This window comes from Hominimerdicola alba (assembly GCF_900112155.1).
Classification (GTDB): Bacteria; Bacillota; Clostridia; order Oscillospirales; family Ruminococcaceae; genus Hominimerdicola; species Hominimerdicola alba_D.
Map to the genome: position 1 here is coordinate 16,943 of NZ_FOKQ01000015.1, position 26,980 is coordinate 43,922.

Annotated in this window: 21 protein-coding genes; 6 read left to right on the forward strand and 15 right to left on the reverse strand. The window is 46.8% G+C overall.

What is annotated here, in order from left to right:
* Positions 1-23: 23 nt before the first annotated feature.
* A complete protein-coding gene (locus BM265_RS09540; RefSeq protein ID WP_074961333.1) occupies positions 24-323 on the reverse strand; it encodes a hypothetical protein in 300 nt (99 codons plus the stop codon).
* Positions 324-685: 362 nt separating this feature from the next.
* Here BM265_RS09540 and BM265_RS09545 point away from each other — a divergent pair, with 362 nt between their 5' ends.
* Entirely contained in the window at positions 686-1,132 is a 447-nt protein-coding gene (locus tag BM265_RS09545) for an ACT domain-containing protein (protein ID WP_024858287.1), read from the forward strand.
* Between the two features lie 53 nt (positions 1,133-1,185).
* On the forward strand, positions 1,186-2,430 hold the full coding sequence (locus BM265_RS09550; RefSeq protein ID WP_074961334.1) for a homoserine dehydrogenase: 1,245 nt from the start codon (positions 1,186-1,188) through the stop codon (positions 2,428-2,430).
* 123 nt (positions 2,431-2,553) lie between these two features.
* On the opposite strand, the gene BM265_RS09555 is transcribed toward BM265_RS09550, so the two are convergent.
* Positions 2,554-3,033 (reverse strand): DUF3592 domain-containing protein, encoded by a 480-nt coding sequence (locus BM265_RS09555; protein ID WP_074961335.1) that lies wholly within the window; start codon positions 3,031-3,033, stop codon positions 2,554-2,556.
* A gap of 123 nt (positions 3,034-3,156) precedes the next feature.
* Between BM265_RS09555 and BM265_RS09560 the strand changes: the two genes are divergently transcribed.
* Positions 3,157-3,879 (forward strand): tRNA1(Val) (adenine(37)-N6)-methyltransferase, encoded by a 723-nt coding sequence (locus BM265_RS09560; protein ID WP_074961336.1) that lies wholly within the window; start codon positions 3,157-3,159, stop codon positions 3,877-3,879.
* A 76-nt stretch (positions 3,880-3,955) separates the two neighbouring features.
* Here BM265_RS09560 and adhE read toward each other — a convergent pair whose 3' ends face one another.
* Positions 3,956-6,592, reverse strand: a complete 2,637-nt coding sequence (gene adhE / locus BM265_RS09565; protein WP_074829327.1) for a bifunctional acetaldehyde-CoA/alcohol dehydrogenase — start codon at positions 6,590-6,592, stop codon at positions 3,956-3,958.
* A gap of 453 nt (positions 6,593-7,045) precedes the next feature.
* Here adhE and BM265_RS09570 point away from each other — a divergent pair, with 453 nt between their 5' ends.
* Positions 7,046-8,353 (forward strand): CapA family protein, encoded by a 1,308-nt coding sequence (locus BM265_RS09570; RefSeq protein WP_074961337.1) that lies wholly within the window; start codon positions 7,046-7,048, stop codon positions 8,351-8,353.
* A gap of 150 nt (positions 8,354-8,503) precedes the next feature.
* Here the strand turns inward: BM265_RS09570 and BM265_RS09575 are convergent, their stop codons facing one another.
* The 12 genes from BM265_RS09575 to BM265_RS19725 form a co-directional block, all read right to left on the reverse strand.
* A complete protein-coding gene (locus tag BM265_RS09575) occupies positions 8,504-9,553 on the reverse strand; it encodes a carbohydrate ABC transporter permease (RefSeq protein ID WP_074961338.1) in 1,050 nt (349 codons plus the stop codon).
* 13 nt (positions 9,554-9,566) lie between these two features.
* Positions 9,567-10,529: a carbohydrate ABC transporter permease gene (locus BM265_RS09580; RefSeq protein ID WP_074961339.1), complete on the reverse strand. Its 963-nt coding sequence runs from the start codon at positions 10,527-10,529 to the stop codon at positions 9,567-9,569.
* Positions 10,529-12,916, reverse strand: a complete 2,388-nt coding sequence (locus BM265_RS09585; RefSeq protein ID WP_074961340.1) for a DUF5696 domain-containing protein — start codon at positions 12,914-12,916, stop codon at positions 10,529-10,531. The genes BM265_RS09580 and BM265_RS09585 overlap by 1 nt, the downstream gene beginning before the upstream one ends.
* A 20-nt stretch (positions 12,917-12,936) precedes the next feature.
* Positions 12,937-13,566, reverse strand: coding sequence for a Yip1 family protein (locus BM265_RS09590; RefSeq protein ID WP_074961342.1), 630 nt, complete (start codon positions 13,564-13,566; stop codon positions 12,937-12,939).
* A gap of 3 nt (positions 13,567-13,569) precedes the next feature.
* Entirely contained in the window at positions 13,570-15,168 is a 1,599-nt protein-coding gene (locus tag BM265_RS09595) for a tetratricopeptide repeat protein (protein WP_074961343.1), read from the reverse strand.
* Between the two features lie 48 nt (positions 15,169-15,216).
* Entirely contained in the window at positions 15,217-16,119 is a 903-nt protein-coding gene (locus BM265_RS09600) for a carbohydrate ABC transporter permease (protein WP_074961345.1), read from the reverse strand.
* 18 nt (positions 16,120-16,137) lie between these two features.
* Positions 16,138-17,073 (reverse strand): carbohydrate ABC transporter permease, encoded by a 936-nt coding sequence (locus BM265_RS09605; RefSeq protein WP_074961347.1) that lies wholly within the window; start codon positions 17,071-17,073, stop codon positions 16,138-16,140.
* Between the two features lie 20 nt (positions 17,074-17,093).
* Entirely contained in the window at positions 17,094-20,021 is a 2,928-nt protein-coding gene (locus tag BM265_RS09610; protein ID WP_242940819.1) for an extracellular solute-binding protein, read from the reverse strand.
* A gap of 140 nt (positions 20,022-20,161) precedes the next feature.
* Positions 20,162-21,052: an ATP-binding cassette domain-containing protein gene (locus BM265_RS09615; RefSeq protein WP_074961428.1), complete on the reverse strand. Its 891-nt coding sequence runs from the start codon at positions 21,050-21,052 to the stop codon at positions 20,162-20,164.
* 34 nt (positions 21,053-21,086) lie between these two features.
* Positions 21,087-21,764, reverse strand: a complete 678-nt coding sequence (locus BM265_RS09620) for an ABC transporter ATP-binding protein (RefSeq protein WP_074961351.1) — start codon at positions 21,762-21,764, stop codon at positions 21,087-21,089.
* A 552-nt stretch (positions 21,765-22,316) separates the two neighbouring features.
* A complete protein-coding gene (locus tag BM265_RS09625) occupies positions 22,317-23,567 on the reverse strand; it encodes a leucine-rich repeat protein (RefSeq protein ID WP_074961352.1) in 1,251 nt (416 codons plus the stop codon).
* Positions 23,568-23,733: 166 nt separating this feature from the next.
* Positions 23,734-25,212, reverse strand: coding sequence for a dockerin type I repeat-containing protein (locus BM265_RS19725; RefSeq protein ID WP_143098703.1), 1,479 nt, complete (start codon positions 25,210-25,212; stop codon positions 23,734-23,736).
* A 247-nt stretch (positions 25,213-25,459) separates the two neighbouring features.
* On the opposite strand from BM265_RS19725, the gene BM265_RS09635 reads away from it, so the two are divergent.
* Together BM265_RS09635 and BM265_RS09640 are read left to right on the forward strand one after the other, a co-directional pair.
* Entirely contained in the window at positions 25,460-26,320 is an 861-nt protein-coding gene (locus BM265_RS09635) for a pyridoxamine kinase (protein WP_074961353.1), read from the forward strand.
* Entirely contained in the window at positions 26,317-26,883 is a 567-nt protein-coding gene (locus BM265_RS09640; RefSeq protein WP_242940820.1) for a tRNA (cytidine(34)-2'-O)-methyltransferase, read from the forward strand. The genes BM265_RS09635 and BM265_RS09640 overlap by 4 nt, the downstream gene beginning before the upstream one ends.
* The last annotated feature ends 97 nt before the right edge of the window (positions 26,884-26,980 follow it).

Genomic DNA, 26,980 nt, shown 5'->3' on the forward strand with positions numbered 1-26,980 from the left:
ACCTCCTTTCAGCCGCAGGGTCATCAGCCTGTTATCGCGGCGAATATATCATTTTCCCAGTCCTCATGTTTCAGCTCATAAGCCGCAACCAGGGCATCAAGCTGATCTTTTTCGCTTTCCCTCAGCTCATTTTCGCAGTTGCTCATATCCTCTTCGGACATGAGAAATGCGCGATAGAGGTCTGCTTCGGACTCGGCATTCTCATGTATACGTTCGACTTTTTTCTCACATTCTTCCAGCATCTCGCTGCGTTTCTGCATAGCCTGTTCAAGCTTTTCCTCGGCAAGTCTGTCTGTTTCCAGTATCTCACTGATTATATCCAAACTGCTCACTCCTTTCGGCAGTTTATACTAACGGCATGGATGTTTATACCTATATGCCGCTTACTATAATGACCTATGGTCAAATGTTTAGAAATACATTATCATTTTACAACTTTTTATCATAAAATTCAAGTCAGCCATATTCTTTTCCACAAATTTAACAATAGTTGAAGAGCCCCTAACTCAATTTCGTTTATTATAACCATAAGCCGCACTCAAAACACCCTCTGACCGCCTGTACCCGCGTGAAATATCACCTGTTCAGGCGTTTTTTATAAAAAAAGTATGCTTGACAAAATCGCAAAAACGTGGTATAGTTGTATTTGTTGCGAATACACTTGTTTGTCGGAGGTGAACTTTCCGTGGCTGATAACGAGTCGGGTCTGGTCATAGTAAGTGCAGATGTACTGCCAGATATCGTGCTGAAAGTGCTTGCCGCAAAACGTATGCGGGCAAGGGGCGAGGTATCCACCTCGACTGAGGCTTGCAGGGCAGTGGGCATATCAAGGAGCGCTTACTACAAATACAAGGACTCTGTTTTTAATTATGAGGAACGTCTCACCAACAACATCGTTTCCGTCTACTGCACACTGCGTGACGAAAAGGGCGTGCTTTCCTCAATAATATCGAAGCTTTACGAGCTGGGGACTAATATACTGACCATAAACCAGAATATCCCCGTGGATTCCGTGGCTACGGTAACGTTCTCGGTAAGATTCGACAGGGATGCGCTGAACACCCAGAAACTCACAGAGGAGCTTTCCAAGGTATCGGGTGTTGTGGAAGCGAAGATAATCTCGGGCGAGTGAGTTCGGTCTGAAAAGGCATAAAATTTTAAAAATAATTTGGGAAGAGGATTATTATGAGTAAAAATGTAGCGGTGATAGGATACGGTGTAGTAGGCTCAGGTACTGTCGAGCTGTTTATGAAGAACAGGGAAGCCATCAGCAAGAAGATCGGCAGAGACTGCGATATCAAGTATGTTCTAGATCTCAGGGATTTCCCCGAATCTCCTTTTGCCGATATGATAATTCACGATTTTGACACCATACTCAATGATGATGAGATAGAGGTAGTTGCCGAAGTTGTAGGCGGCACTACATTTGCATACGAGTACACCAAGAAGCTGCTTGCAAAGGGCAAGAGCGTGGTAACTTCCAACAAGGCACTTGTTGCGGCTTACGGCGCTGAGCTTCTGCAGCTTGCACAGGATAACGGCTGCAGCTATTTGTTTGAAGCAAGTGTAGGCGGCGGCATACCGATAATCAGACCCCTGAACAAGTGTCTGGCCGGTAACGATATCCAGCAGGTATCGGGTATCCTCAACGGTACTACAAACTTTATACTGACCAAGATGATAAAGGATCAGATGAGCTTTGACGATGCCCTGAAGCTGGCTCAGCAGCTGGGCTATGCCGAGGCTGACCCCACTGCCGATGTTGAGGGCGAGGACGCTTGCAGAAAGATCTGCATACTGGGTTCACTGGTATACGGCAAGCATATCTATCCCGAGATGGTACATAAGTCCGGTATCACAAGGATCACTCTGGACGATGTTGAGTACGCTGACAATGCAGGCTATGTTATCAAGCTGATAGCTTCCGTAAAGAGACTTGAAGACGGCAGTCTCAGCGCTATCGTTTGCCCCAGACTCGTTCCCAAGAGCAATATGCTGGCAAGCGTTGACGATGTATACAACGCAGTAAGCGTTACAGGCGACGGCGTTGGCGATGTACTGTTCTACGGTCAGGGCGCAGGCAAACTGCCTACCGCTTCCGCAGTTGTAGGCGATATCATCGACTGCCTGAGACACCACGGCAGAGCTCTCGGCATCCACTGGGAGGAATCCAGAAAGGACGAGAAGTTCGTTGTTCGCTACAAGGACACCAACTGCTCCATGTATGTTCGTCTTAAGGGCGACGATGTTCAGACTCTCAAGCCTTCCATCTCTGAGATGTTCGGCAAGCTGATGTACATTGAGCGTGCAAACCGTCCTGATGATGAACTTGCATTCATCACACCCAACATGGTTGAAAGCGATATCGATGCTAACCTGACTATACTTTCTCACTCTGCTGAGATAGCAAGCAAGATAAGAATGTTCTGATAAAGCAGTATCACAACATTTTTGAACGGATATAACAGGCTGTTCTCCTCCTCTGCCGCAGGCGTGGGAGGAGAATTTTGCATAATAAAAGCCGTGAAACGATCATTCGCTTCACGGCTTTTGCTATTTTTGGTCCTGCGCGATTTTTTTGCACGCCCGCATTATAAGCAGTCCCGATAAAATCATCAGCCCGCCGAACACTATCAGCCCGATTCCGCCCGATATCCTGTTAGCTGATGTACCCTCCACATAGTATCGGCTGTGATCATTGGGGTCATAGAACACCTTGACTTCCTGATCCTCTTTGTAGCCACCCTGTTTGAGAACTATCTCTTTCTCGGGGAATATGCTGTCGTACACTTCTATGTATGTTGTAATTTTCCTGTTCTTTCGTCTGCCTGTTACCTCTACCTTGACGACCTCGCCCTCGGCATATGCGGTGCAGTTTTTTTTGAGATCGTGATCCTCAACGAGCAGCCCCACACCGCCTGCTATAAAAGCCCCGATCACAAGTATGATACAAATAACTGTCAGAACTGTTTTGTCCGAAGACTCTTTTTCGGATTTTTGGTTTCTGTTTTTCTTGTTTTTTCTGCTTGCCAATGCTGTCACCTCACAAATAAGCTTGGTATATTATACCACCCAAAACGCTGCAAGTCAAGCGTATTTGACAGCGCTGCAAAATCATGGTATAATCAAGCAGATAACATTTGAGAGGAAGATTCCATGGAATACACCGACTTTACATTTGAATCCCTGGGGGACGGGATAGAGATATGCATATCAGATGAGCACCGTTTCGGTACGGATGCTTTTCTGCTGGCGGATTTCGCTCATGCAAGACACAAGGATGTCTGCGCCGATTTCTGCACAGGCAGCGGGATAATCGCGCTTCTGCTGCACAAGAATTACAAGCCGAAGCTGACCTACGCTCTGGAGATCCAGGAAAAAGCCCACGAACAGCTGAAAGTTTCGCTGAAAAAGTCGGAGATAGATGATATAGTCCCTGTGCTGGGCGACCTTAAAGACTGGCGCGCGGACAAGCCCATCGACCTTATAACCTGCAATCCGCCTTACAAGATAAACAACACGGGCGAAAAGAATGGCAGCGAAGCGGTGTCCATCGCAAGGCACGAGATGCTCTGCACCGTTGAGGACGTTTGCAGGGCGGCTAAGAAGAATCTTCGCTATGGCGGCAGGCTATGTATCTGCAACCGCCCCGAAAGGCTCTGCGATATAATGACAGCCATGCGCTCAAACGGCATTGAGCCCAAGCGTCTGCGGACGGTTCACAAAAATCCAAACTGCGCACCGTGGCTGATACTCGTTGAGGGACGCATGGGCGGAAACAACTTTATCCAGATAGAAAAACCCCTCTATGTGCGCTCCGCAGACGGCGGACTATCACCCGAGATGAACAGGATATATCATCTTGACGATACCAACTGATATAAAACGAAAAGGCACTTCTGTCAACGTTGACAGAAGTGCCTGAATTATTTATTCTGTTTTACAGCGCCTGAGATCAGCCCTTGTACTCAGTGCCGTAGTAGCAAGCCTTGTAGATCTCCTTCAGCTCTTCGATGAGAGGATATCTGGGGTTAGCGCCTGTGCACTGATCATCGAATGCGTCCTCGGACATCTGATCCAGTGTTGCAAGGAAGTCTTCCTCGCTGATACCGTACTCAGCGATAGTCTTCTTGCAGCCTACGCGCTCTTTCAGCTCTTCTACCTTATCGCAGAGCATCTTGAAGCAAGCCTTGTCGTCCTTGCCGAACAGACCCAGCGAACGAGCTACCTCTGCGTACTTTTCAAGTGCATGAGGATACTCATACTGCGAGAATGTACCCATCTTGGTGGGAACAGGGTTAGCATTGAACTTCATGACATTAGTTATTACCAGAGCGCAGCAGATGCCGTGAGGCAGGTGGTGATATGCACCCAGCTTGTGCGCGAGGGAGTGACCTATACCCAGGAAAGCATTTGCGAATGCCATACCTGCCATAGTTGCAGCGTGAGCCATCTTCTCTCTTGCCTTGTATGCTGTCTGTCCGTTGTCAACGCACTCGGGCAGATATTCAAATGTTGTCTTCAGGGACTGCAGTGCGATACCGTCAGTGAAATCGGTAGCCATTATGGAAGCCAGAGCCTCAAGGTCGTGTACCATGCAGTCAAGACCGGAAGCAGCAGTCAGACCCTTAGGTGCGCTCATCATCAGGTCGGTATCAACGATTGCCATGTTAGGCAGCAGAGCGTAGTCTGCCAGAGGATACTTGTGGCCTGTCTTTTCATCGGTGATTACTGCGAAAGGAGTTACCTCGGAACCTGTACCGGAAGAAGTAGGTATACAAATGAAGTAAGCCTTTTCGCCCATCTTCGGGAATGTATATACCCTCTTGCGGATATCTATGAAACGCATAGCCATGTCCATGAAGTCAGCCTCGGGGTGCTCGTAAAGTACCCACATTATCTTTGCAGCGTCCATAGCGGAACCGCCGCCGATAGCGATGATGGTATCAGGCTCGAAAGCACGAATAGCCTTTACGCCTTCCAGTGCGCAGCCCAGTGAAGGATCGGGAGCAACATCGAAGAATACGTTGTGTGCTATGCCCATCTGATCCAGCTTATCGGTGATAGGCTTGGTGTAGCCGTTCTTGTACAGGAACTGGTCTGTAACGATGAAAGCCTTCTTCTTGCCCATTACGTTCTTCAGTTCATCAAGGGCAACAGGCAGACAGCCCTTCTTGAAGTATACCTTTTCGGGCGCTCTGAACCACAGCATATTCTCTCTCCTCTCCACAACTGTCTTAACGTTAAGCAGGTGCTTTACACCAACGTTCTCGCTGACGGAGTTTCCGCCCCATGAGCCGCAGCCCAGTGTCAGCGAAGGTGCAAAATTGAAGTTGTAGAGGTCGCCGATTCCGCCCAGAGAGGAAGGTGTATTCACGATAAGACGGCTTGTTTTCAGTCTTTCAGCGAATTTCAGCAGCTTCTCGCGCTCGTTTACATTATCTATCCACAGTACCGAAGTATGACCAAGTCCGCCGTTGTTTTCAAGCAGGGTCTCAGCCTTGTTCAGTGCATCGTCGAAATCATCAGCCTTGTACATACCAAGAACAGTGGTCAGCTTCTCGTGACCGAAAGCCTCTTCACGATCGGTGCTGGTAGCTTCACCTATCAGTACCTTAACGTCATCAGGCACTTCAAAACCGCAGAGCTTTGCGATATTAACAGGTCTCTGACCAACTATCTTCGCATTAAGGCTGCCGTTGATGATCATGGTATTTCTTACCTTGTCAGCTTCCTCATTATTCAGGAAATAGCATCCGCGAGCTTTCAGCTCAGCCTTAACTTCCTTGTAGATTTTCTTGTCAACGATAAGGGTCTGCTCAGTAGCGCATATCATACCGTTATCGAAGGTCTTGGAGTGTATTATGGAGCTTACTGCCACCTTGATATCAGCAGAAGCATCGATTATAGCGGAAGCATTGCCCGCGCCGACACCCAGTGCAGGTGTACCAGAAGAATAAGCGCTCTTTACCATTCCGGGGCCGCCTGTTGCAAGTATAAGGTCGGAATCTCTCATTATCTGGTTTGTCATATCCAGTGAAGGTACATCTATCCAGCCGATGATGTTCTCAGGTGCGCCCGCAGCAACAGCAGCTTCGAGAACTATCTTTGCAGCTGCGATGGTGCAGTTCTTTGCACGAGGATGAGGACTGATGATGATACCGTTTCTGGTCTTCAGCGAGATAAGTGTTTTGAATATTGCAGTAGATGTGGGGTTAGTGGTAGGTATTACCGCTGCGATAAGACCGATAGGTTCATACAGCTTTGTTGTGCCGTAAGCTTCGTTAGTCTCAAAAACACCGCAGGTCTGTACATTCTTGTAAGCATTGTAGATGTGCTCGGACGCATAGTTGTTCTTGATGACCTTATCTTCAACTATGCCCATGCCTGTTTCTTCAACAGCCATTTTAGCGAGAGGCAGACGTGCCTTGTTGGCAGCCAGTGCAGCAGCCTTGAATATCTTGTCGACCTGTTCCTGGGTATAGGTCGCAAATTTAGCCTGCGCAGCTCTGACTTCCTTTATCTTGGCAGATAGTGCTTCTACGCTGTCCACGAAAATAGGTTCGTTCTTTTTAGCAGTAGTTTTAGCCATTATAGTATCCTCCAAACATTATCAGGTTGAATCTTCATACCAAAACGATTAATATCGGGTCATTCCGACCCCGATCTCCTTTTATCATAATCCTATTATACCAGTTTGTTATTTTTTTGTCAATCACATATTTCACTATCTTTTTTAAACTTTTTTTTAACGTTCTGCAATTCGCATAACCCTATTTTGCAGGGTTTCCGCCAATGCACTATTATTCCGACTTTTTGTGATATATACAGACCCTTTAATCATGATACGTCCCCGATATATTATTCCCGGACTTCTCTGCTTTATGACTGTGTCATCCCGCAGGAATGAGCAATTTCGGTATATCCATAGCTTCTGTCCCATCGGCTCTTGTTTGAATTTCACAAATTTTTAAAAATTTAGTGACAAATGGGAAAATTAGTGTTATAATAGTAGCCGAAATCGAAATTTAAGGAGTATCATTATATGAAAATAAAGACACTTCCGATCATTCTTGCCACCGTTATGCTTACAGCTTCCTGCGGCAAGCAGATGGATCCAAACAAGAAACCCGAGGCTGATACAGCTAATGACTCTGCTGTAAGCACCGATGCACAGGAGACCGACAAGACCACCAAGGAAACCTCGGGAGATAAAGTCCCCGCAGATGAGGACCCGGTCGCTGTAAGCCCACCCGAGGAAGACCCCTCCGATGAGAACAAGACGGGCAAAGCCGTTGTTCACCTTGCCTGCGCAGGGGATAATCTTATCCACGATAATATCTATGTCGAGGCACAGAAGGAGGACGGCAGCTACGATTTTTCAAAGTGCTACGCTCCCTGCAAAAAGCTGATAGAGGGTACGGATATCGCCATACTCAATCAGGAGACCCTTGTAAACGATGCTTTTGAGCCTTCCACTTTCCCAATGTTCTCCACTCCAACCGAAGTCGGTGATGCTGTGGTAGATTTCGGGTTCAATGTCATTTCAATGTCCAACAATCATGTGCTGGATAAGTTCTCCGAGGGGCTGATATCATCTCTTGATTACTGGGACAGCAAGGGCGTCGTACATTACGGCGCTTACCGCGACGAAGATGATTCGGAAAACATCAGGACTATGGAAGTCAACGGCATAAAATTCGCTTTTCTGGGCTACATGGAACACACCAACGGCATATTCCTCGGTGACGGCGACCCCGGAAAGGTGGTATACCTCAGCGATGAGGAGACCGTCAAGCGCCAGATAATGGAAGCGGATAACATGGCTGATGTTGTAGTGGTATCCTGTCACTACGGCACCGAAGTCCTCAACGACCTGAATGATATGCAGCTTGAACTCACACCAAAGCTGGTCGAATGGGGTGCCGACCTTATCATAGGCACTCAGGCACACGCTCTTTCAACCTGCACCTATCTCGATAAACCCGACGGTGGTCAGGCTTTCTGCTACTACGGTCTGGGCAATTTCTTCTCCACCATGTTCGATGGCGACAACCCCGACGGTCAGTTCGGCAGGTCGATAATCGGAATATTCGGCAAGCTGGACGTAGTTAAAGACTACGACAACGGCGGCGCCATATCTTTTGAGAATGTTAAGGCTATCCCCGTGATATCCCATTACGAGGGTTACAGCTGGGATTCCATGTGGTACAACTGTGCTGTGTACCCCTACGGCGATTACACAGATGATATGCTTTCACGCCACATGATGTATCAGCGCGCAGGCGTAAACAGGAACGTCCTGCAGAACTACATCAACTATATCCCCGAAGAATTTCTTGCATACGAATAAGTGATACAGTGAACAGCGAAGTCCCCGACTAACCGCTGTTCGCTTTTTTTAACAAGGACTGTTATCCTCATTTAAGCGCAAAGGCACTTCTGTCAATATCCCGACAGAAGTGCCTTATTCTTGCTGCGTATTACCTCCGCAATACCGATATTAGTTTGCAAGACCGGACTTTTCGATACCTTCTACGAAGTATCTCTGCAGGAATACATACATTACCAGTATAGGGGTTATTGAAAGCAGACAGCCTGCTTCCAGCCAAACGATTATCTGACGAACAGATACCGACTGATTGTTGAACAGTGTCTTTGCAAGGGTGGTATTCAGGTTCTTCAGCATCAGTGCAACGGTGTCGTTGTTGGTGAAGAATGAACTTGATACATAGTAGTCGTTCCAGTACCATACGATGGAGAACAGGAATACTGTCAGGAATGACTGCCTTGCGTTAGGTATCATTATCTTTACATAGGTGTAAAGAGGTGAACAGCCGTCCAGATAAGCCGCGTCCTCAAGCTCCTTGGGCAGTCCTCTGAAGAACTGACGGAAGATGAAGATGAACAGACCTGCTCTTATGCCATTTGCAAACAGTGCAGGCAGGTACATTGTCCAGCCGCTGTTTATCAGCGAAGTGGATTTGCCCAGTGTGAATATCTTAGCCAGGAACTGGGGCTTGAAATATGCATACTGCATATACAGGGGGATCGTTGTTATCTGGGGAGGAACGATTATCATCATAACAACTATGCCGAACAGGAAATTCTTGCCCTTGAACTTGAATCTTGCGAATCCATAGCCTGTTATCGAACAGGTAGCTACCTGAAGAACAGAAGATACCAGATTCAGGATGATTGTGTTCAGCAGTGTCTTGTCAAACTTCATTACCTTCCAGGTATCCTTGATGTTCTGCATGGTGAAGTTCTTGGGGATCCAGATGATAGAAGGATCGTTCATCTGTTCGTTGGGTCTGAATGCTGTTGAAAGCATGAATATCAGAGGATAGAGTATGACAAAGCACAGACCGAAGAGTATCAGAAATCTGAATACAGGCCAGACAGCGCCGATGGCTTTCTGTCTTTTGTTGTACTTTATCTGGTCGGGAGTAAGGAATTTTTCAAGACCTATCTCCTTCATTCGCTTCTCACGAGCTTTGATAGCAGCCTTACGTTCTTTTTCAAACTGCTTTTCTTCTTTTTTAGTTGCCACTTCTATCCCCCCCTTACTCAACTTCGTAGTAGATGACCTTGTTAAGGATAGCAACTATGATGCCAAGGCAAATACCTATTATAAGGAAGTATGCCCACGCCATCGCAGCTGAATATCCGTGCTGCCAGTTGGTAGACTTGTTCAGAACTATGGTCATTACCTTGTTGCCGGGGTCAACGAAAGAGTCAACTACCGTATAAACAACGCTTGCGAGTATCATAGGGCTTATGGTGGGGAGAGTTATCTTCCAGAAGAATTCCCACGAAGTAGCGCCCTCCATCTGAGCCGCTTCCTTGGAAGCAGGGGAAATGCCCTGAAGTGCCGCGAGTATCAGAAGTATCTGTATACCCGAGTTCCAAACCAGATTGAAGATATCTGTTGTCAGCGAATTTATGATGTTTGAAAGCTTGTCGCTGATATTGTAGATTCCCAGGAAGTTAAGCAGCTGATCTACAAGGTTAGCCTCAAACATAGTGCTGAACTGCTCAGAACCGCCCGAGTAGCCGCCTGTGCTCATGTTGCCGTTGATGATATCCATAACAGGACCGGTAGCTATGATAACAGGCAGGAAGAATACCGCTCTTGCGAAAGTTCTTCCCTTGAACTTCTGGTTCAGAACCAGTGCAATGAATATCGAGAAAATAATGATCAGAGGAGTTCTCAGCGCAGTGTTTTTCAGCATATCCACCAGCGCGAGAGTATATTCCTGATCCTTACGGAAAGCATTGACATAGTTCTTCATGCCTATCCACTTCATCTTCATGCCGCCGACTTCTACCGCTGTTTCGTTGAAGGAGTAGATGAGGGACATAATCAGAGGTGCGATGAAGAAGTATATCGTGCCCAACGCCCAGAGACCTATAAAGCCGTAGCCGTAAAGTCCCTTTCTTTTCTCATAGGAAAGAACGTGCTTTTTCTGCTTTGCGGAAGCCGTATTTTCGGAAGTCTGAACTGCTTTGTTATTTTCTTTGCTCATTATTTCAAACCTCCTTCGATACATTTTTCAATGCTGACGTTCTTGCCGTCAACGGTGGCGGTAGCGTTCTTCTTGTCGATCTCTACCACAACATCGGCCTTACCTTCCTTTGAATAGGTGGTAGTGAGAACATTTCCGTCGTCACTTACCTCATACTTGCTGATAGTATAGTCGGAAACACCGCCGATAATGTTCTTTGCAGCCTTGTACTGGCTTGCTGCTGCAGCTGTCCAGCCCTTGTAGTTGGTGTAATACAGGTCATTGTACTCAGTATCCTGGAGCACATCGCTGTCAGCATAGGTGAAATCATAGTGTATCTGAGAGCCCGAAGCGAGAGCCAGCATAAAGGTCTCATCAGTGTTGGAGCTCTTGTTGATAGCGCTTGAAGCGTAAGGAACATAGCCGTGGATGACCATCTGATAGAACGGGATATCGAAATCAGTGATATCGTATCCGCTGGAAGAAACAGGCACGCCCGATACAGTGGAAACATAAGGCAGGATGTACGCATTAGCCTCATCAGCCAGGATAGCTCCCATATTGCTGGTTGCATTCTTGTACTCATCTACAAGTACATTCATGGTCTTGTCTCTGCAATAGGTGTCCTTTCTGGTGTAATCTCCCACCAGTCTTGAAGACAGATAACCGAAGCCTATCCTGTCGATACCTTCCTTCTGATAACTGCTTATCATCTCTTCAAATGCCTTTGAATACTTACTGGGTGACAGCAGCGCAGGAGCAACGCCCTTCTTTGCAACGCCGAATGACAGGCTGTAGGAAGACTGTCTTGAATAAGCGTTGGAAATTCTTATAGCAGTGCTTGTCAGTGTCCAGTAACCGCCTGAAGATTTGTCCATAGTGAAGTTGTTCAATGACGGGAATACCTGAACATCGTCAGTGTTGATGAAATCATTGAAATCACTTTTTCCGCCCAGCGTGCCCGAGGGCTTTGCCTTAGTGGAGATATTATCCTTTATAGCGGCATTTGTCCAGTCATTGTAGTTTACAGTGAAGCTGTTAACGCCCTTGCCCTTGAGCTCTTTAACTATCTCGCCTGCCTGATCGAAGCCTGTTATCTCGGTCTTGAGATTGAAAGGCAGACCCAGTATGGAAGTTCTCTTCAGCACGCCGCCGTAGAGATCCATGTAGAGCTTGTTGCTGAGAGCAGACTGCTTTTTAAGACCCTTCTCATCTATAAGATAGTTTCTGTATACCTCAGCACAGTCAGCATAGTTTACAGTACCGCCGTCCTTGCTTGTAACGGGATAGTAGTGTATACCGAAACGCTCGGTCTTGATATCGCCCTTTTCAAATACGTTCAGCTTGTTGGCACTGTCACCGCTCATAAAGAACGCATCGGAAGAACGTGTCTCAAACTCAAAGTAGCAGCTGTTGTATACCTGCTTGTTCTGACCGCTGACCTGAGCCCTTGCGTATACGTTAGCGTCGCCGTCGGTAACCACCGCAACGATACCGTTGCTGCCGTTTACCGTGGAGAGTACAGGCAGATAAGCCTGCTCGGTAACTCTCGGAGCCTGCAGAGGTACCATGGTGTAGTCTCTGCCGTATACCTGCTGCATATAATCGGGATAAGTTCCCTTGCCGTTGTTGTAGTTGATGACAGCACCGCTGCCGTCGGGGATTATCATATAGCCTTCCGTGGGATTGCCGTTGTAGTCCACAGCAGGAGCTGCTGCGAAGTAAGGACAAAGCTGGAGCTTGGTAAGTATCTTGCCGTCAACCTGTGAAGTGTTCGCCTCTTCGACCTCTGAAGAATTAACATAAACGTACAGGCTGTCCTCGCAAAGCTCATAATGAACTTTCAGCTTAACGCCCTCGGAACTGAAATTGTACTCGATAACAGCGCCCTTGTCATTGGTAGTCCACTTGGGTCTTGCCTTATTTGAGTATATAGGCGCCGCGGATTCTGTTCTCTTTTCCTGTCTCAGGTCACCGACCTTGATAGCGCAGCTTGATGCGATCTGCTTTCTCAGCGCTTTCTTCATCATGTTGCCCTTTTCAACATCGACTACCTGATCTTCGGAAAATACGTTTATAGGAGAAGTCCACCAGTAAGCGCCGCTGCTCTTTACATAAAGACCGAGTCTCTCGTTCTCTTCGTCGCCGTAGAGAATGAAGTTGTCGTTCTCACAGAGCTTTTGAGCCATAGCTGCAGCCTGCTCGTCGGATATCTTTTCGGGGAGAGCATCCTCAGCTCCCGAAGTATCCTCATCAGCCGCTGCGGTCTCTTCGACCTCCGCAGTTTCCTCCACCGCGGCGGTATCCTCTTCAGCATCAGCCGAAGTAACGGCCATAGAACCCAGAGGCATCAGCATAGTAAGGCACAAACCAAAGACAATCGCTTTTTTATAACTTTTATTATGCATTTTAACACCACCGTTTCTAATTAGCCTCGGATCCTATACGCGATCTCAGTATAGATCTGATAGATGAATACGTAAACCTGCTGGAACAGAGAGAGCAGAAGTATTGCCAGGAACAGTATCAGCAGCATCGCTGCCACTGTCAGCAGCATAGATATCAGAGTCTTGCCGAAGGAATACTGATGGCAGGCTCTCATGGCCTGTATCATAAGTACTATTGACCAGCCCATTCCCAGATAGTAAAGTGCCGCGATCCAGATGGCCTCTTCCTGTACCAGGAAGTTTGAGAGAAGTACTCGTATAAGTGTGCATACTATGTAAGGCACCAGGGAGTAAGCTGAGTAGATACAGATCTTTTTGAAAGTACCCTCGCCCTCCAGAAGTGTACATATGGACCAGTTGCCGATGCACCATGTAATGTAGTATACCACCGACTGAACTATCAGCGGAACGACATTGAAGATCTTTACGTAGTTGCTGTTGAACTGGAAGCCTGTCAGCTGTCTGTCAGCTACCATTGCAACAAACAGTAAGAATACTATCACCGCAGATATCCTTACAGATCCCTGCTTCTTCCATCTCAGATCCTCAAAGCCTTCAACAGGGTGGAAGATACAGTGCTTTAACCAGCCAATGGGTGTAAATTCATACATGACTTATCTTCCCTCCTTCTTCTTTGGTATCAATTTACCGAGCTTGCCCTTGATAATATAGATATTTCTCTTGTGCAGCTTGGAAAGTACGATCAGCCATACTACCAGCACCGCGATAACGGTAACGATAATATTGAAGTTCTTCTCAATGAACTCGTTTCTTGCGTACTTGAATGCTCTGTCGTAAGATCTCTGAGCATAAGCTGTCTCAAAGTAATCCAGAGCCTTCTGGTACTCACCCTCGTTCAGTGCAGCCTTGCCGAGACCCATATACGCCATAGGGTAGCCGCCGTCTCTTGCGAGAACGTTCTCCCAGATAGGCTTTGCCTCGGAGTATCTGCCCTGATCGTAAAGCTCGATAGCTTCATGCATCAGCGAACCGAATGTGGTCTCGGAGTAGATGGTTATATCGTTCTTCGAGCCGTCAAGCACGTAGATATTATTGTTGTAAGCTTCCACCGCGTTGGGGTTAGAGAAGCTTCCGCGCTGATCGTTGGTAGAGTTCTTTGTACCGAAAATACAAAGCAGCTCAGCATTTCTGTCGTACTGGAATACACGTCCCGTGGAGAAGTCCAGCACGTTTATCAGACCGTTGTCGGATATACAGATATCCGTAAGTCTGGTAGAATAAGTCTGGTTCGCAGTAGCATCGTACTCCGAAGCCATATCACCGAAGATGTAGGTATCACCGGTGGAGTTGTTCCAGATATTGTAGCCTGCGGGATTCAGCTTCTTTACAGCGTCCGTAGTGGCATTTGCAGCCTCGGTAACGGTGTATATGAAACCGCCGTCGTCGATATCGAAGTTTGCATACTCAACAGGTACGTTTCTCTGCATACCCGAGATCTGCTCGTTTGAAGCGAACTTTCTCCAGAGCTTCTGAGCGATAACAGCAGCTGTTACCTCAACTCTGTTGGCACCGAAGTAACCCTGGAACTTGCCCGACTTTGTGAACTGCACCGCACCCTGGTTAACAGAGGTACAAACCGCATAAACGTTCTCAGCCTTATCTGCTACTACCTTTGAGGGGTTGAAAGTCTCAACGGTGTAGAGGTCTGTCTCGGGTCTTGTGTATTCAATCACAAGCTTGAGTTCCTTTTCGGATTCTACCGAAGCCTTTACAACTCTTGAATTTTCATAATCTGCAATGTATATGTAAAGCTTGCCGTCAAGCACGCTGCGCTTTACATAAATTCCCGAGGGAGCGGCGAAATTCTTACCGTCTGAAGCACCTGTATAAGCGCCCACCAGTTTCAGATCTTCATCCAGTCTGATGATACGGTTATTATCGGTATCTGCCACCCAGAACTGTTTCAGCTCGGGATCAAAGTACATATCCTTTGAATTTGAAAGCCTTGCGGAAGCCTTCTCGCTGATGAACAGCGGATCTTCGGGATCCGAAAGCCTGCCAAGTCCCATATCAAATCCGGTAACGGTCTTATCGATACGGTAAGCATTCTGCGAAGGTATCGGGTCGCCCCAGAAATCGTATATGTAGGACTTGTAGGGTTCTGCTGCGTAAGCATTCAGCGTCATCGACATTGCAGCGACGGCAGCCAGTCCTGCGCAGAGAATCTTTTTAAAAGAATTTTTTATTCTCAACACTACTTATCACCTTTTTCCTTTTCTAGTTCTCATGTCGGATACCTATTAATCCTTCATACCGGAATTCGCCATGGTCTCCATTACGTTGCCCTGTGCAACCAGGAATACCAGCAGCGGAGGAATGAGAAGTACAACGCTCGAAGCGAAGGTAACGCCCTGACGGGCAAGACCTGCCGCGGAGATCTGCTGTACAACAGTAGGTAGTGTTTTGAGTTCTTCCGAATATATCAGAGCGCCGCCCTGCATATTCCATGCGCCCTGGAATGCGAAGATTATCAGGGTCATCAGTGCGGGCTTTGAGTTTGGAACGACGATCTGCCAGCATATCCTGAACAGGCTTGCGCCGTCAACCTTTGCAGCCTCTACCATAGCATCGTGTATCGTGGACATTGACTGTCTCATCAGGTACAGACCGATAGATGTGGAGATGCTGGGGAGTATCAGTGCCCAGTAGGTATCTATCATTCTCAGCTTAGCCATTACCATGAACTGCATGATCCATGTTGCGTTTGAAGCGAACAGCAGCGCAAGTACGATGACCTGGTTGATGAACTTATCACCGGGGAAACGGCACTTTGAAAGTACGAATGCCGCGCAGCAGCAAACAAAGAGGTTCGCGCCGCAGATAACGATGGTGATGAAGAAGCTGTTGAAGATATATCTGGAAAGCGGCACCTGCCATGAGTTAGCCGCAACTCTGAACATATCCGAGAAGTTCCTTCCCGTGGGATTGATAACGTAAAGCTTCGGCGGGAACACGAAGAGTTCCTCAACAGGCTTTAACGACTGTATCACCGAGTAGTACAGCGGGAATACCATGAATGCACCCAGAAGCACCAAAAATATGAATATGCAGACATCGCCCGCTCTTGAGCCGTTGATAGACTTCTTCTTATCAGAGACTTTGAGCTTCTCGATAGACTGCTTCTTTTTCTTTCTTCCAGCCATTTGAAATATTCCCCCCTTTTAATCAAGATACTTGCCGAGTATCCAGTTGACACCCTTGTTGGCAAGAAGCATCGCAGCGAAGAGCACGAAACATATCGCTGACGAATAGCCCATCTCATAACGTACCCAGCCGTAGTCGGTAGCGTGGTTCATTATGGTATGTGCTGCATAGTCGGTGGAAGGCAGACCAACCAGGTTCTGACCTACCATACCAACAGTGAACGAAGTGGATATCTGCATAACAGCTGCGAACAGGAGCTGAGGTCCCATAGAGGGGATAGTGATCTTGAAAAGTTCCTGCCATCTGTTCTTGATACCCTCGATAGCGCCAGCCTCGTACATAGACTTGTCTATGTTCTGGAAGCCTGCACGTATCGCCAGGAAGCCTGCACCCATCGACATCCACAGCTGAACGATGATAACTACCGTCAGTATGTACTTGGTGTCGGTTATCCACTGTGCAGGTGATTTCAGTATGCCCAGATCCATAAGCACAGCGTTCAGGTAACCGTAGGAGTCGCCCGAAAGGATCAGCTGCCAGGTAACATATACCGATGTTGTCATGGAAGGAGCATAGAATACGAATGTAAAGAATGTTTTCAGGAACGGGTTCATCTCGTTTATCAGCCACGCGATAAGGAAGCTGAGAACATAGGAGAAGGGACCTGTGAATATCGCGAATATCAGAGTATTTCTGACTGCGATAAGGAATACGTCGTCATTTACGAACAGTGTATAGAAGTTTGAAAGACCTACCCATTTCGGCATCTGTATCATGTTGAAGTTTGTGAAGCCCATAGGGAGCGACATGATAACAGGCACCACCGTGAACGTGATAAAGAATATCATGAAAGGAACGAGCATCAGGTAACAGCCCTTGTTAGCTTTTACCATGTGCCAGGTATAAGCCCATCTGCCCTGTTTGTTCATAGGGCCGCGAGTATTTCTAGCCATAACACAGCACTCTCCTTTCCTTAGTCTAATCCGAGATCTGCACGCTTACGTGTGATCTCGTCGTTGATATCCTTGTTGTACCAGAACAGGGTATCTCTTGCATTTTCGTTTTCGTTAACAACTTTTCTGAATGCGTTCATAACGTTTCTTGTTACGCCGTAGGAAGCGGGGATGATCGGTATCTCTACCTGAGTGTTCATCTGGTCGAGAAGCAGATCTGCTTCCTTGGTGGTCCATGAAAGACCTCTCAGAGCTTCCTGGTTAGCGGTGGAGTAACGTCCCATAGGTCCCAGTACGGATTCGATGTTGTTGCCGTACTTGGTCTGTATCTCGGTGCTTGTGAACCACTTGATGAAGTCCCAAGCAGCATCTTTGTCAGGTGACTTGTTGAAGATAACGCAGCAGGTACCCTCGGAGTTAGCAGTATGATTGATATTGCCGTTTTCGTCCTTGGTACCGGGAACAGCTCTGAAGCTCCAGCAGCCCTTGATCTCGGGAGCGGCAGCTGTCAGCTGATTGTAGAACGCATAGTCGTTTATCAGTACAGGCATATCGCCCTGTCTGAATCTTGTGAACGCATCGTACTGCTGCTGGAAGCTGTAAGTTGTATAGAACTTAGTCCATGTATCAAAAGCTTCGATAGCAGGCTGTTCACTGAATGTGGTCTTGGTCTGATCCTCGTTGTAGTAGTTAAGACCCTGCTGCAGCAGCATCATAGCGAAGGTGCTTCCGTTCTCAGTAACGGCAGATACCATCGTAACGCCCGCAGTTGCAGTAGCGGGAAGTCTCAGACCTACTTCAAGGTAGTTTCTCTGGAGAGTAGGCAGGCAGTTGATTATGCTGTCCCATGTGGCCAGATCAGTCTCGGGGTCGATATCGTACTGTTCCAGAATATCCGATCTGTAGAACAGCATCGGGAAGTTCTGTGTACAAGGCAGACCGTAAACGCCGCCGTCGTAGGTGTACAGTGTCATGATATCAGGCGCGAACCGCTTGGTTATCTCTTCATAGTCACTGAATTGTGTGAGATCCACCAGCGTATCTCTTACCGCCAGCTGAATGGGGTAGTCACCGCCCAGGAAGAGTGCCATATCAGGACCCTTGCCAGAGAACGTAGCCTCGGTGATACCGCCCTGTACCAGCTTGAGGTTGATCTTGTTATCAGAATTGGCATTGTAGTCACTGTCGATGAGTTCCTTGATAACAACCGCATTATCACGGCCGAGAGTTACCCAGCACTCCTGTGCAGAGGAATCTTCATCGTTTGAAAGAGAGTTGTAATCCTCAAAGAAAGAGCCTATAAAGGACTGGAAACCATGTCCTACTGTTCCGAAGAAAGTCTGCTCGCAGTCTGAGAAATCCACATTATCCGAGCAAAGCTCTAACTTATCAACTTCAAGGGGCTGCATTCTGTAAGTATTGATAAAGGTCGATACTGCAGTTACGTTATCCTTGATCTGTCCCATCATCTCGGGGATTATATCAGGCTTCTTCACACATTTGTCAAGTACTATTGCCATTTTTTCAAGCGTTTCGGCTTCTGTTCCGCCCGAACCCGAAAGCTTCTCGATCTTTTCCTTCTCTTCTCTGAGGAGTGCGGCATTATTCTTGAAATCATCGATGATAGAAGGTATAGCAACATCTATCATATAGTTGTTGTACTCATCTGGAGAAGGACCTGTGATCTGTCTTATCTGACGATAATAGCTGTTGATATCGAACACGACATCATCAAGCTCACCCATTATCTCGCCTATCTCACCCGGAACAGCTTCCAGGGTGAGGGTGTTGGCACCGGCTTCAAAGAAGTAGTACATGGTGTCACCCGAACTGTCTTCAGGTGAAACAACGTTCCAGTCGGTATCGTAGAAAAACTTTACCTGCTCCGATTCTTTATTGGGAACAACGCCGTTTATGTACAGCCTTCTGTTGGAGTACATACCCCTCATCTGATCCTGTCTGCTGAATATACCTATCTTATAGTAGCCTGCCTGAGGAACATTGAATTCCCAGGTAACAGCCTGTGTTGACTGGTTCCAGTTTCCGCCGCCGCCGATGGTGTTGTACCTTGTCTTGGTGGGGCTGTATTCCTTGGTACTGGATGTCATATAAGATGTCTTATCAGAAGTAGGATACAGTGTTCTTGAAGACTTGAAGCTGGCAGTTTCGCCCTCCAGCACTATCTTCTGTCCGGAAGACTTGCTTATCTCTGAAGATGAAGGAGCACTGTACTTCTCAGGCTCTTTATAATTGTATACCTTTATATCGCCTATCACGAACTGTGCCTTGTCAGATTCGATGGTAAGCACGTGCTTGCCTGCTGTCATATGAAACTGCAGAGGCTCGTTGTACAGACCGTCAACATCCGCCAGAGGCTTATCCATCTGCCATGTGGGATATTCTATCTGTCCGGGACGCATATCGTTGCCCTTGGCATCCTCACCGATATCACCGTCATTTACCCACACTTTGTCAAGGGTGATACGCTGAGCTGTACCGTAGGGGCTCTCACCGTCTATAAGCAGAGAGAACTCGATATCATTTGTTGTGCCTGCCAGAGCGTAGTAGGACATCTTCAGGTTGTACATACCATCCTGAGGGATGACCACCTCATACGAAACAGAACCCTGCTGATTTGCCCAGACGAATACATCATCCACGCCCTCAAAGCTCGTTTCGGCGCCCATTGTAAGATCAGCACTAACCGAATCAGGCAAATAATCCGAACCCTTGATCACTATCTCATCGATCATAGGTCTTGCTGTACCCTCATATTTTTTCAGATACTTGCTGTAAGAGTTCTGACGGATACTGTCTGTGCCTGTCAAAGCCTCAGAGCTTTCATCGGCAGTGCCTAGAGAGTCATTTGTTTCTGCAAAAGCCGTCGGAACAAAGCAGCTTACACTCAGCGATAGCGCCAAAGCAGAGCAAACAACACGCCTAAACATTGTGTTTTTCACTATTAGATCCACCCTTTCTAAAAATAATGCTGTGAAAAAAACCTGAGATCCTCACTGCACCGACGCATAGTCATTTAAACTGTAAAGAGATCCCATCTATCCTGAGTCTGCAAAGCAGACCGAATATACTAACTGTCATCCGAGGGGAAAAGGATTATCCCGCCCCGTTCTTCGTCAAGCTCCACCCTGACCTTGCCGCCGCCCTTTATTCCCAGCGACTGCATATAGTCCTTAGGAAGCTGTAATCTGCCCGATCTGTCCAGCACAGCCAGCTCCTCGTGTGTAGCTTCTTCCTCTGTGATGACCTCGCCCATCTCGTCAAGGTCTTCCCTGTACGATCTTTTCCTGATTATCTCCGAGCTCGTCCTGCCGTCCCTTATCGCCACAACTCTGTCGATATGGTCAGCCAGCTTCAGGTCGTGGGTGACTATCACCACCGTGACCCCCTCGCTTCTGTTCAGCTCCTTGAATATATCAAGTATCATCGCCGAGGTCTTTGTATCAACCGAACCCGTAGGTTCGTCAGCCAGCAGAAGTTTCGGGTCGTTCGCCATAGCTATGGCAATAGCCACCCTCTGCTGTTCGCCGCCCGACATCTGATCGAGCCTGCTGTTCTTTCGCTTTTCGAGCCCTACCTTTTTAAGAAGCTCCAGCGCTCTTTCCCGCCTGTTCTTTCTGCCTTTAAGCAGCATGGGAAGTTCCACATTCTGCACCGCAGTAAGGTAAGGCACAAGGTTTCTCGCATTGTTCTGCCACACAAAGCCCACGGTGTCCCGCTTGTACTCCATGTAGTCCTTATCCGTGAATTTCAGCAGATTCTTGCCGTCCACCGTCAGGCTCCCCGCCGAGGGTCTGTCAAGTCCACCAAGCATATTCAGCAGCGTTGATTTTCCGCTGCCCGAATTGCCCACGATAGCCATGAGCTCTCCCTTTTTCACATCAAGGTCAAGCCCCTGCAGAGCCACTGCTTCCACATCGGATGTTTTATAGATTTTTACAAGATTCTCACATCTTATCATGTACTCATCATCGGCTGACTTTATAATAGTATCATCACTCAACTATCTCACCGTCCTCCAATGTATACACCTTATCTGCCACATCCATCATGCTGGGGTCGTGGGTAGTCATGATGATAGTCATATTCTGCTTGGCCACAAGCTCCTTGAAAAGCTTGACGATATGCAGAGCGGTATTTGTATCCAGCTCCGCAGTTGGCTCATCGGCGAATATCAGCCGAGGTTCGTGGGCTATCGCCCTTGCTATGGCGACTCTCTGCTGTTCGCCGCCCGACATCTCGCCCGGTCTGTGACCCATTCTCTTATCCAGCCCAACCGCAGCAAGACATTCTTTTGTGCGGGCGTCCCGCTTGTCATAAGGGTATTTTGCCAGCCTCAGCCCGAAGCTGACATTTTCAAATGCGGTCATCCCCGACATCAGTGCCACCGACTGAAAAACGAAAGCCATATCATGCCGCCTGAGGTCGTCTCTTGCGCCCTCCGAAAGCCTTGTGATATCCTTTCCGTCGAACAGCACCTTGCCTTTGGTAGGTCGGTCAAGAGCCCCGAGAATATTTATAAGCGTAGTCTTACCGCTTCCCGAGCGTCCTCTCAGCACGGTGAGCTTGCCCTTTTCTATCTCGATGTTGACATTTTTCAATGCAGAAACTATGCTGCCGTCGCCGATCTTGAAGTCACGGTAAAGCTCCTCTGTTCTGAGTATAACGTCCATGGGGCTCTTCCTCCCTTCAGCAGCTGTTGTACAGATCAATTATTGTTGTTGATTTGTGCAATTTTCACATCTTGTGATATATTAATTTTTGTCCATACAACATACAGTATTTGCTGTACAATGTGTTCAAAAATATAAGTTAAGTGAAGTGCACTATGCCACATGATTTATCAAAATTAGCCAAAATAGCATACTTTGCTATCATTTATTATAACAATTAACCGACAATTTGTCAAGCGCCAGAAAACGTTTACGCAACCTTAAATTTAAGCTATAACTGCGCTTTCGCCCTACTGCACAATAGCAAGTCGCAATTTTTATGCAATTTGCAGTATTCTTTCGCAATTTTTGCATTGTTGTAACGTTTTCATATTTGCAATTCACAATATATTTCCAAAAATCTTTGTGTAAAATCACAACAAGTTTTCAAACTCTGTTATGCACAAAATAATTATGTTAATTTAGTTAAAATTTCATAAATTCAAATACACAAAAAACCGGGCTGCCTATCCGACAGCCCGGTTCGTGCTTATTACACAGTTTTATGCGTTATCAAAGCTTTTTCTTGCCCTTGATAGCCGCAGCCAGAATGGTGATATCAGTAACATTTACTTTTCCATCCCCGTTGACATCTGCCTTTGAGGTGTTGCTGAGTTTTCTTTTGCCCTTAACATGGGCAGCTAGACGTGTAAGATCGGTAACGTTGACCTTACCGTCTCCGTTAACATCTCCCCTGGCAGTACCGGTGGAAGCTATGACCTCATAAGCCAGACCATTTTCCTTGGCATATGCCTCAGCAGCAGAACCGCTGTATACTCTCATCTTGAAGCCCTTTATCTTGCCGTTACCGTAAAAGCCCAGAGCGCCGTAACTGATCTTTGTAACGCTTTTCGGGATATTAACAGTACCCATAGCCACACAGCCGTAGAATGCATCATACCAGATAGTCTGCAGACCATCGGGCAACTTTACGTTTGTAAGACACTCACAGCCGCGGAAAGCATCGAGACCTATCTCTTTCAGCTTTGAAGGGAACTTTACACTTGCAAGACCAACACAATCAATGAAGGTATTGGATTCTATCGAGGTAATACCGTCAGGCAGAGAAATGCTCTTCAGTCTGCCGCAGTAGTAAAAAGCATTAGCGCCAATGAAAGTAAGGGTACTCGGCAGAGATATGCTCTCCAGAGATTTGCACCTTGCAAATGCATGAACGCCAAGCTTTGTAACGCCGTAAGGCACCGTAACAGACCTTAGGGAACCGCACTCGTCAAAAGCATAGTCGGGTATCACTTTAAGACCGCTGCTTATCGTGAGGTTGCTGAGGGATGTACATCCGCCGAAAGCATTGCTTCCCAGTGAAGTAACGCTGTTAGGCATAGCTATAGCAGTCAGTGACACACAATTCTCGAAAGCCTCATCTTGTATCTCTTTCAGACCGTTGGGCAGGTTTATGCTCTTCAGATTGCCGCAATTGAAAAATGCACAGGTACCTATGCTCTTTATCGTGGATGGCAGAGTAACACTCATTATAGAATGATTGCCGTCAAAGGCTTCCTCGCCTATGCTGACTACAGTCTTGCCGCCTATGTTGGAAGGCACCGAAACACTTGAAGCTCCACCATTATACATGGTTATCTCAATGGTGTTGTCGCCGAATACTATGTATTCGTAATCACCATAGGTCTGTGCCGCGCTTGCAGTGATAGCCGTATCAAAAGCTATCGGAGCTGTGGTACAAACCGTACCGCTGAACACCATCATCAGCGCACAGAGTCCTGTTGCTGCTTTTTTCATTTTCATAAAACCACTCTCTTTCCTTTTCTCAGTTATAATTTTTATGCCTTACAGATATTCAATTGTAATAACATTTAACATTATACCCCATTTAATTGCCAAAATCAAGTAGATAATTGCGAAAAAAAGCCGAGCTATGGCAAGATAAGCTCGGCTTGTGCAATCTGAATATTTATACTATAAGTTTTTTGCCTTTTACGTGCGCCGCTATTCTGGTGAGGTCGGTAACATTGATCTTTCCGTTGCCGTCAATATCGGCGAGAGCCTGCTGTTCTTCGGTAAGCAGCTTTTTGCCCTTTATGTGAGCAGCAACTTTGGTAATATCGGTAACTGCGATCTTTCCGTCACCTGTTACATCGCCCTTAACGCCGATCGGCTTGATCTTAACTACTTTTGCAAAAGTCTTTCCGTCACTCTCGTAAACATTTCCTCTGTCACTTATGATTGCAATTTCGGGAGTAACTATCTTGCAGTTTTTCAGAACAATGCCGTAGTTAAATTCCGAAATCGCACGATCTGAACTATTGATATTCAAAGCGGAATTTATAATAATGAGCTTCTCAAAGCCCTTGTCAACTTCCGGACCTTCCAATGCACAAGGCGCTACGATATCAATATTAGCATTCTTGATGGTGAGCGTGGAATCATACCGGTCTTTTATACCTACTGATACTGCATCTATAGTCAGTTTACCCTTGCCTGTGATCGTAGTATCCTCGTCGATCTCAAATGTCTTGCCATAATTATTTGAACTACTGCTGTTCCTAACTGTAGTATCATCGGCAACATTGATAGTCAGCCCCTCAACATCTGTGTTATTGATGTAGCTATAAGTACCGCCTTTAAGGGTAAGTGTCTTGGTATCAGCGTCATAGGTTACCTTGCCGTCACCCATAACGTCCGAGCTGTTCACATTGGTCACAGGAACATCATCAATTTCAATACCGTATTTATCAACGGGCGAGATAAGTACCTCCTGCGCAGCGTTACTGCTGCTTGTACAGATATAGTGTGCGGCAGTATATCCGCCCACAGGGTTCTCAATGCAGCTGTCTTTGAGAACTATATTTTTATAGCTCACTGCAGGTTCATTAGACGATTTTACATCTAATCTGGAATGATTTATCACGATGGTGTTTTCACTATCATCTAAGCTTGCCGATCCCCAGCCGACACCAACATACTTTGAATTCACAGATACATCAGCATCTACGAATTTCAAAGTTTTATTGCACCGCAGTGCTACATCGTAAAGATTATCATATTCAACATGAAGATGACCGCTGCCGGTAATGGTAGTATCTTCGTTCAGTCTGATATTACCATTTATGTTAGAATCCGTTTTGACCTCTATTGTCAGATTGTTGATATCACTGGATATAGCTTGTTTATTTCTGAGTGCATCGATATATTTTCCGGTAAAATCACCGCTGATGGTCAGCTTATTATCGCTTGGCGAATACTTGAACACTCCGTTGTTAAGAATGTCATTGTAGTTTTTATTGGTCACCTGCACATCTCCGATATACAGTGAATAATGCACTGTATAATCCTGCGCGTTGGCTGTGATAACTCCCATACCTGAAAAAGCCGTCACACCCATAATGAGCGCTGTTGTTGCCGATAAGAATCGTTTTTTGAGCTTTTGCATAATTCTACCTCCTTAGTATATTGATATGTGGCAATACCGCCATACTCACATTATACAGCAAAAGCCGTTAAGAGTCAACAAAAATCCCCCGCAGACTGTACCCCTCTAAGCAAACTATAGCTATCTTTCAAGCTTTCAGGCGGGCAAAGATATAACCCATTCGGACGGGTGCAAAAGGTCTTTACTTTTGGCAAAAGATGTGCTATAATGATTTGAAATAATATTTATATAAAGAGGGATCAGTAAAATGAATGGCTGCAAAAGAGTTGCCGCAATACAGGATCTGTCAGGTCTGGGAAGATGTTCGCTGACAGTTATAATACCCACCCTTTCCGCGATGGGTGTGCAGGTCTGCCCTGTCCCGACGGCGGTACTTTCTGCACATACGGGTTACAGTGAATTCGTTATCCGCGATCTCACGGATTTCATTCACCCCGCACTGGAGCACTACAAGCGCATGGATACACATTTCGACTGCATTTACAGCGGTTTTCTTGCATCGGCAGAACAGATAGACCACTGTCTTGAATTCTTCGCCGCATACCCCGATGCACTTAAAGTTGTGGATCCTGTTATGGGCGACGACGGCAAAAGCTATGCTACATATACAGGGGAACTCTGCAAGCGCATGAGCGAACTTGTTGCCGTAGCTGATATAATCACTCCCAACATAACCGAAGCTGCTATACTTTTGGGTGAGGAGTACCCATCCATGCCCCTTGGCAGCAGCGATGCACGCTCATGGCTGGTAAGGCTCTCCGAGCAGGGCGCGAGGATAGTTGTCATCACCAGCGTGAACCTTGCAGGCGGCGGTATGCACACCATCGGCTATGACAGGGATACCAACAGTTTCTGGAAGATACGCAACGACTATGTCCGCGGTGCGCACTATTCGGGGACAGGCGATATCTTCGCCAGCGTGCTGATAGGTTCGCTGCTGAAAGGCGACAGTCTCCCCATCGCCATGAACAGAGCCACCGCATTCGCCGAGCTGAATGTCAAGGTTACATACAGCTATCAGCAGCCCTGGACAGAGGGTCTTATGCTGGAAAGTCAGCTCCCCTGGCTGACAAGCTACCAGCAGCTTGATGGGTATTCGGTACTATGAGCAATACAGAGTATTTAAACAGCCCGAAGACTGAGAGTCAGTGTGAGAAAGAAAATAAAAATACGCACCGACTGAACATCGTCCTCGTTGAGCCCCGTATCCCCCAGAACACAGGAAATATATCCCGAACCTGTGCCGTAACAGGCGCAGCACTCCACATGGTCAGACCTTTCGGCTTCGAGATAGATGACAAAAAGCTGAAACGTGCAGGTCTTGATTACTGGGACAAACTGGATATATACTATTATAATAATATAGACGAATTCTTTGAAAAGAACGATGGCGCATACTTCTTTTTCACCACCAAGGGCAGGCAGGTACATTCCGAAGCCCGCTACCCCGAGGACAAGCCCGTATACATAATATTCGGCAGAGAAGACGCAGGGCTTCCCGAAGAACTGCTTTACGCCCACCCCGATGAATGTGTGCGCATACCAATGAGGAATACCCTCCGAAGCCTGAACCTGTCAAATTCCGTGGCAATAGCGACCTATGAGGTGCTCCGCCAATGGGATTACCCGGACCTCGGCAGAGAGGGCAAACTTACAAAATATACATGGTGACAGATAAGATATAAACACCATGAAGGAGGATAACAAAATGAAAATCAAATATACATACAGAAGCAATTTTCTTAAGTCCGCTATGTTTTTGGGAACA

What these genes read in the sequence shown, in the direction of transcription:
- BM265_RS09550 (WP_074961334.1), top strand. Translation starts at nt 1,186, where the DNA reads ATGAGTAAAAATGTAGCGGTGATAGGATACGGTGTAGTAGGCTCAGGT.
- BM265_RS09560 (WP_074961336.1), top strand. Translation starts at nt 3,157, where the DNA reads ATGGAATACACCGACTTTACATTTGAATCCCTGGGGGACGGGATAGAG.
- adhE (WP_074829327.1), bottom strand. Translation starts at nt 6,592, where the DNA reads ATGGCTAAAACTACTGCTAAAAAGAACGAACCTATTTTCGTGGACAGC.
- BM265_RS09570 (WP_074961337.1), top strand. Translation starts at nt 7,046, where the DNA reads ATGAAAATAAAGACACTTCCGATCATTCTTGCCACCGTTATGCTTACA.
- BM265_RS09580 (WP_074961339.1), bottom strand. Translation starts at nt 10,529, where the DNA reads ATGAGCAAAGAAAATAACAAAGCAGTTCAGACTTCCGAAAATACGGCT.
- BM265_RS09585 (WP_074961340.1), bottom strand. Translation starts at nt 12,916, where the DNA reads ATGCATAATAAAAGTTATAAAAAAGCGATTGTCTTTGGTTTGTGCCTT.
- BM265_RS09590 (WP_074961342.1), bottom strand. Translation starts at nt 13,566, where the DNA reads ATGTATGAATTTACACCCATTGGCTGGTTAAAGCACTGTATCTTCCAC.
- BM265_RS09600 (WP_074961345.1), bottom strand. Translation starts at nt 16,119, where the DNA reads ATGGCTGGAAGAAAGAAAAAGAAGCAGTCTATCGAGAAGCTCAAAGTC.
- BM265_RS09605 (WP_074961347.1), bottom strand. Translation starts at nt 17,073, where the DNA reads ATGGCTAGAAATACTCGCGGCCCTATGAACAAACAGGGCAGATGGGCT.
- BM265_RS09610 (WP_242940819.1), bottom strand. Translation starts at nt 20,021, where the DNA reads ATGTTTAGGCGTGTTGTTTGCTCTGCTTTGGCGCTATCGCTGAGTGTA.
- BM265_RS09615 (WP_074961428.1), bottom strand. Translation starts at nt 21,052, where the DNA reads ATGATAAGATGTGAGAATCTTGTAAAAATCTATAAAACATCCGATGTG.
- BM265_RS09620 (WP_074961351.1), bottom strand. Translation starts at nt 21,764, where the DNA reads ATGGACGTTATACTCAGAACAGAGGAGCTTTACCGTGACTTCAAGATC.
- BM265_RS09625 (WP_074961352.1), bottom strand. Translation starts at nt 23,567, where the DNA reads ATGAAAATGAAAAAAGCAGCAACAGGACTCTGTGCGCTGATGATGGTG.
- BM265_RS19725 (WP_143098703.1), bottom strand. Translation starts at nt 25,212, where the DNA reads ATGCAAAAGCTCAAAAAACGATTCTTATCGGCAACAACAGCGCTCATT.
- BM265_RS09635 (WP_074961353.1), top strand. Translation starts at nt 25,460, where the DNA reads ATGAATGGCTGCAAAAGAGTTGCCGCAATACAGGATCTGTCAGGTCTG.
- BM265_RS09640 (WP_242940820.1), top strand. Translation starts at nt 26,317, where the DNA reads ATGAGCAATACAGAGTATTTAAACAGCCCGAAGACTGAGAGTCAGTGT.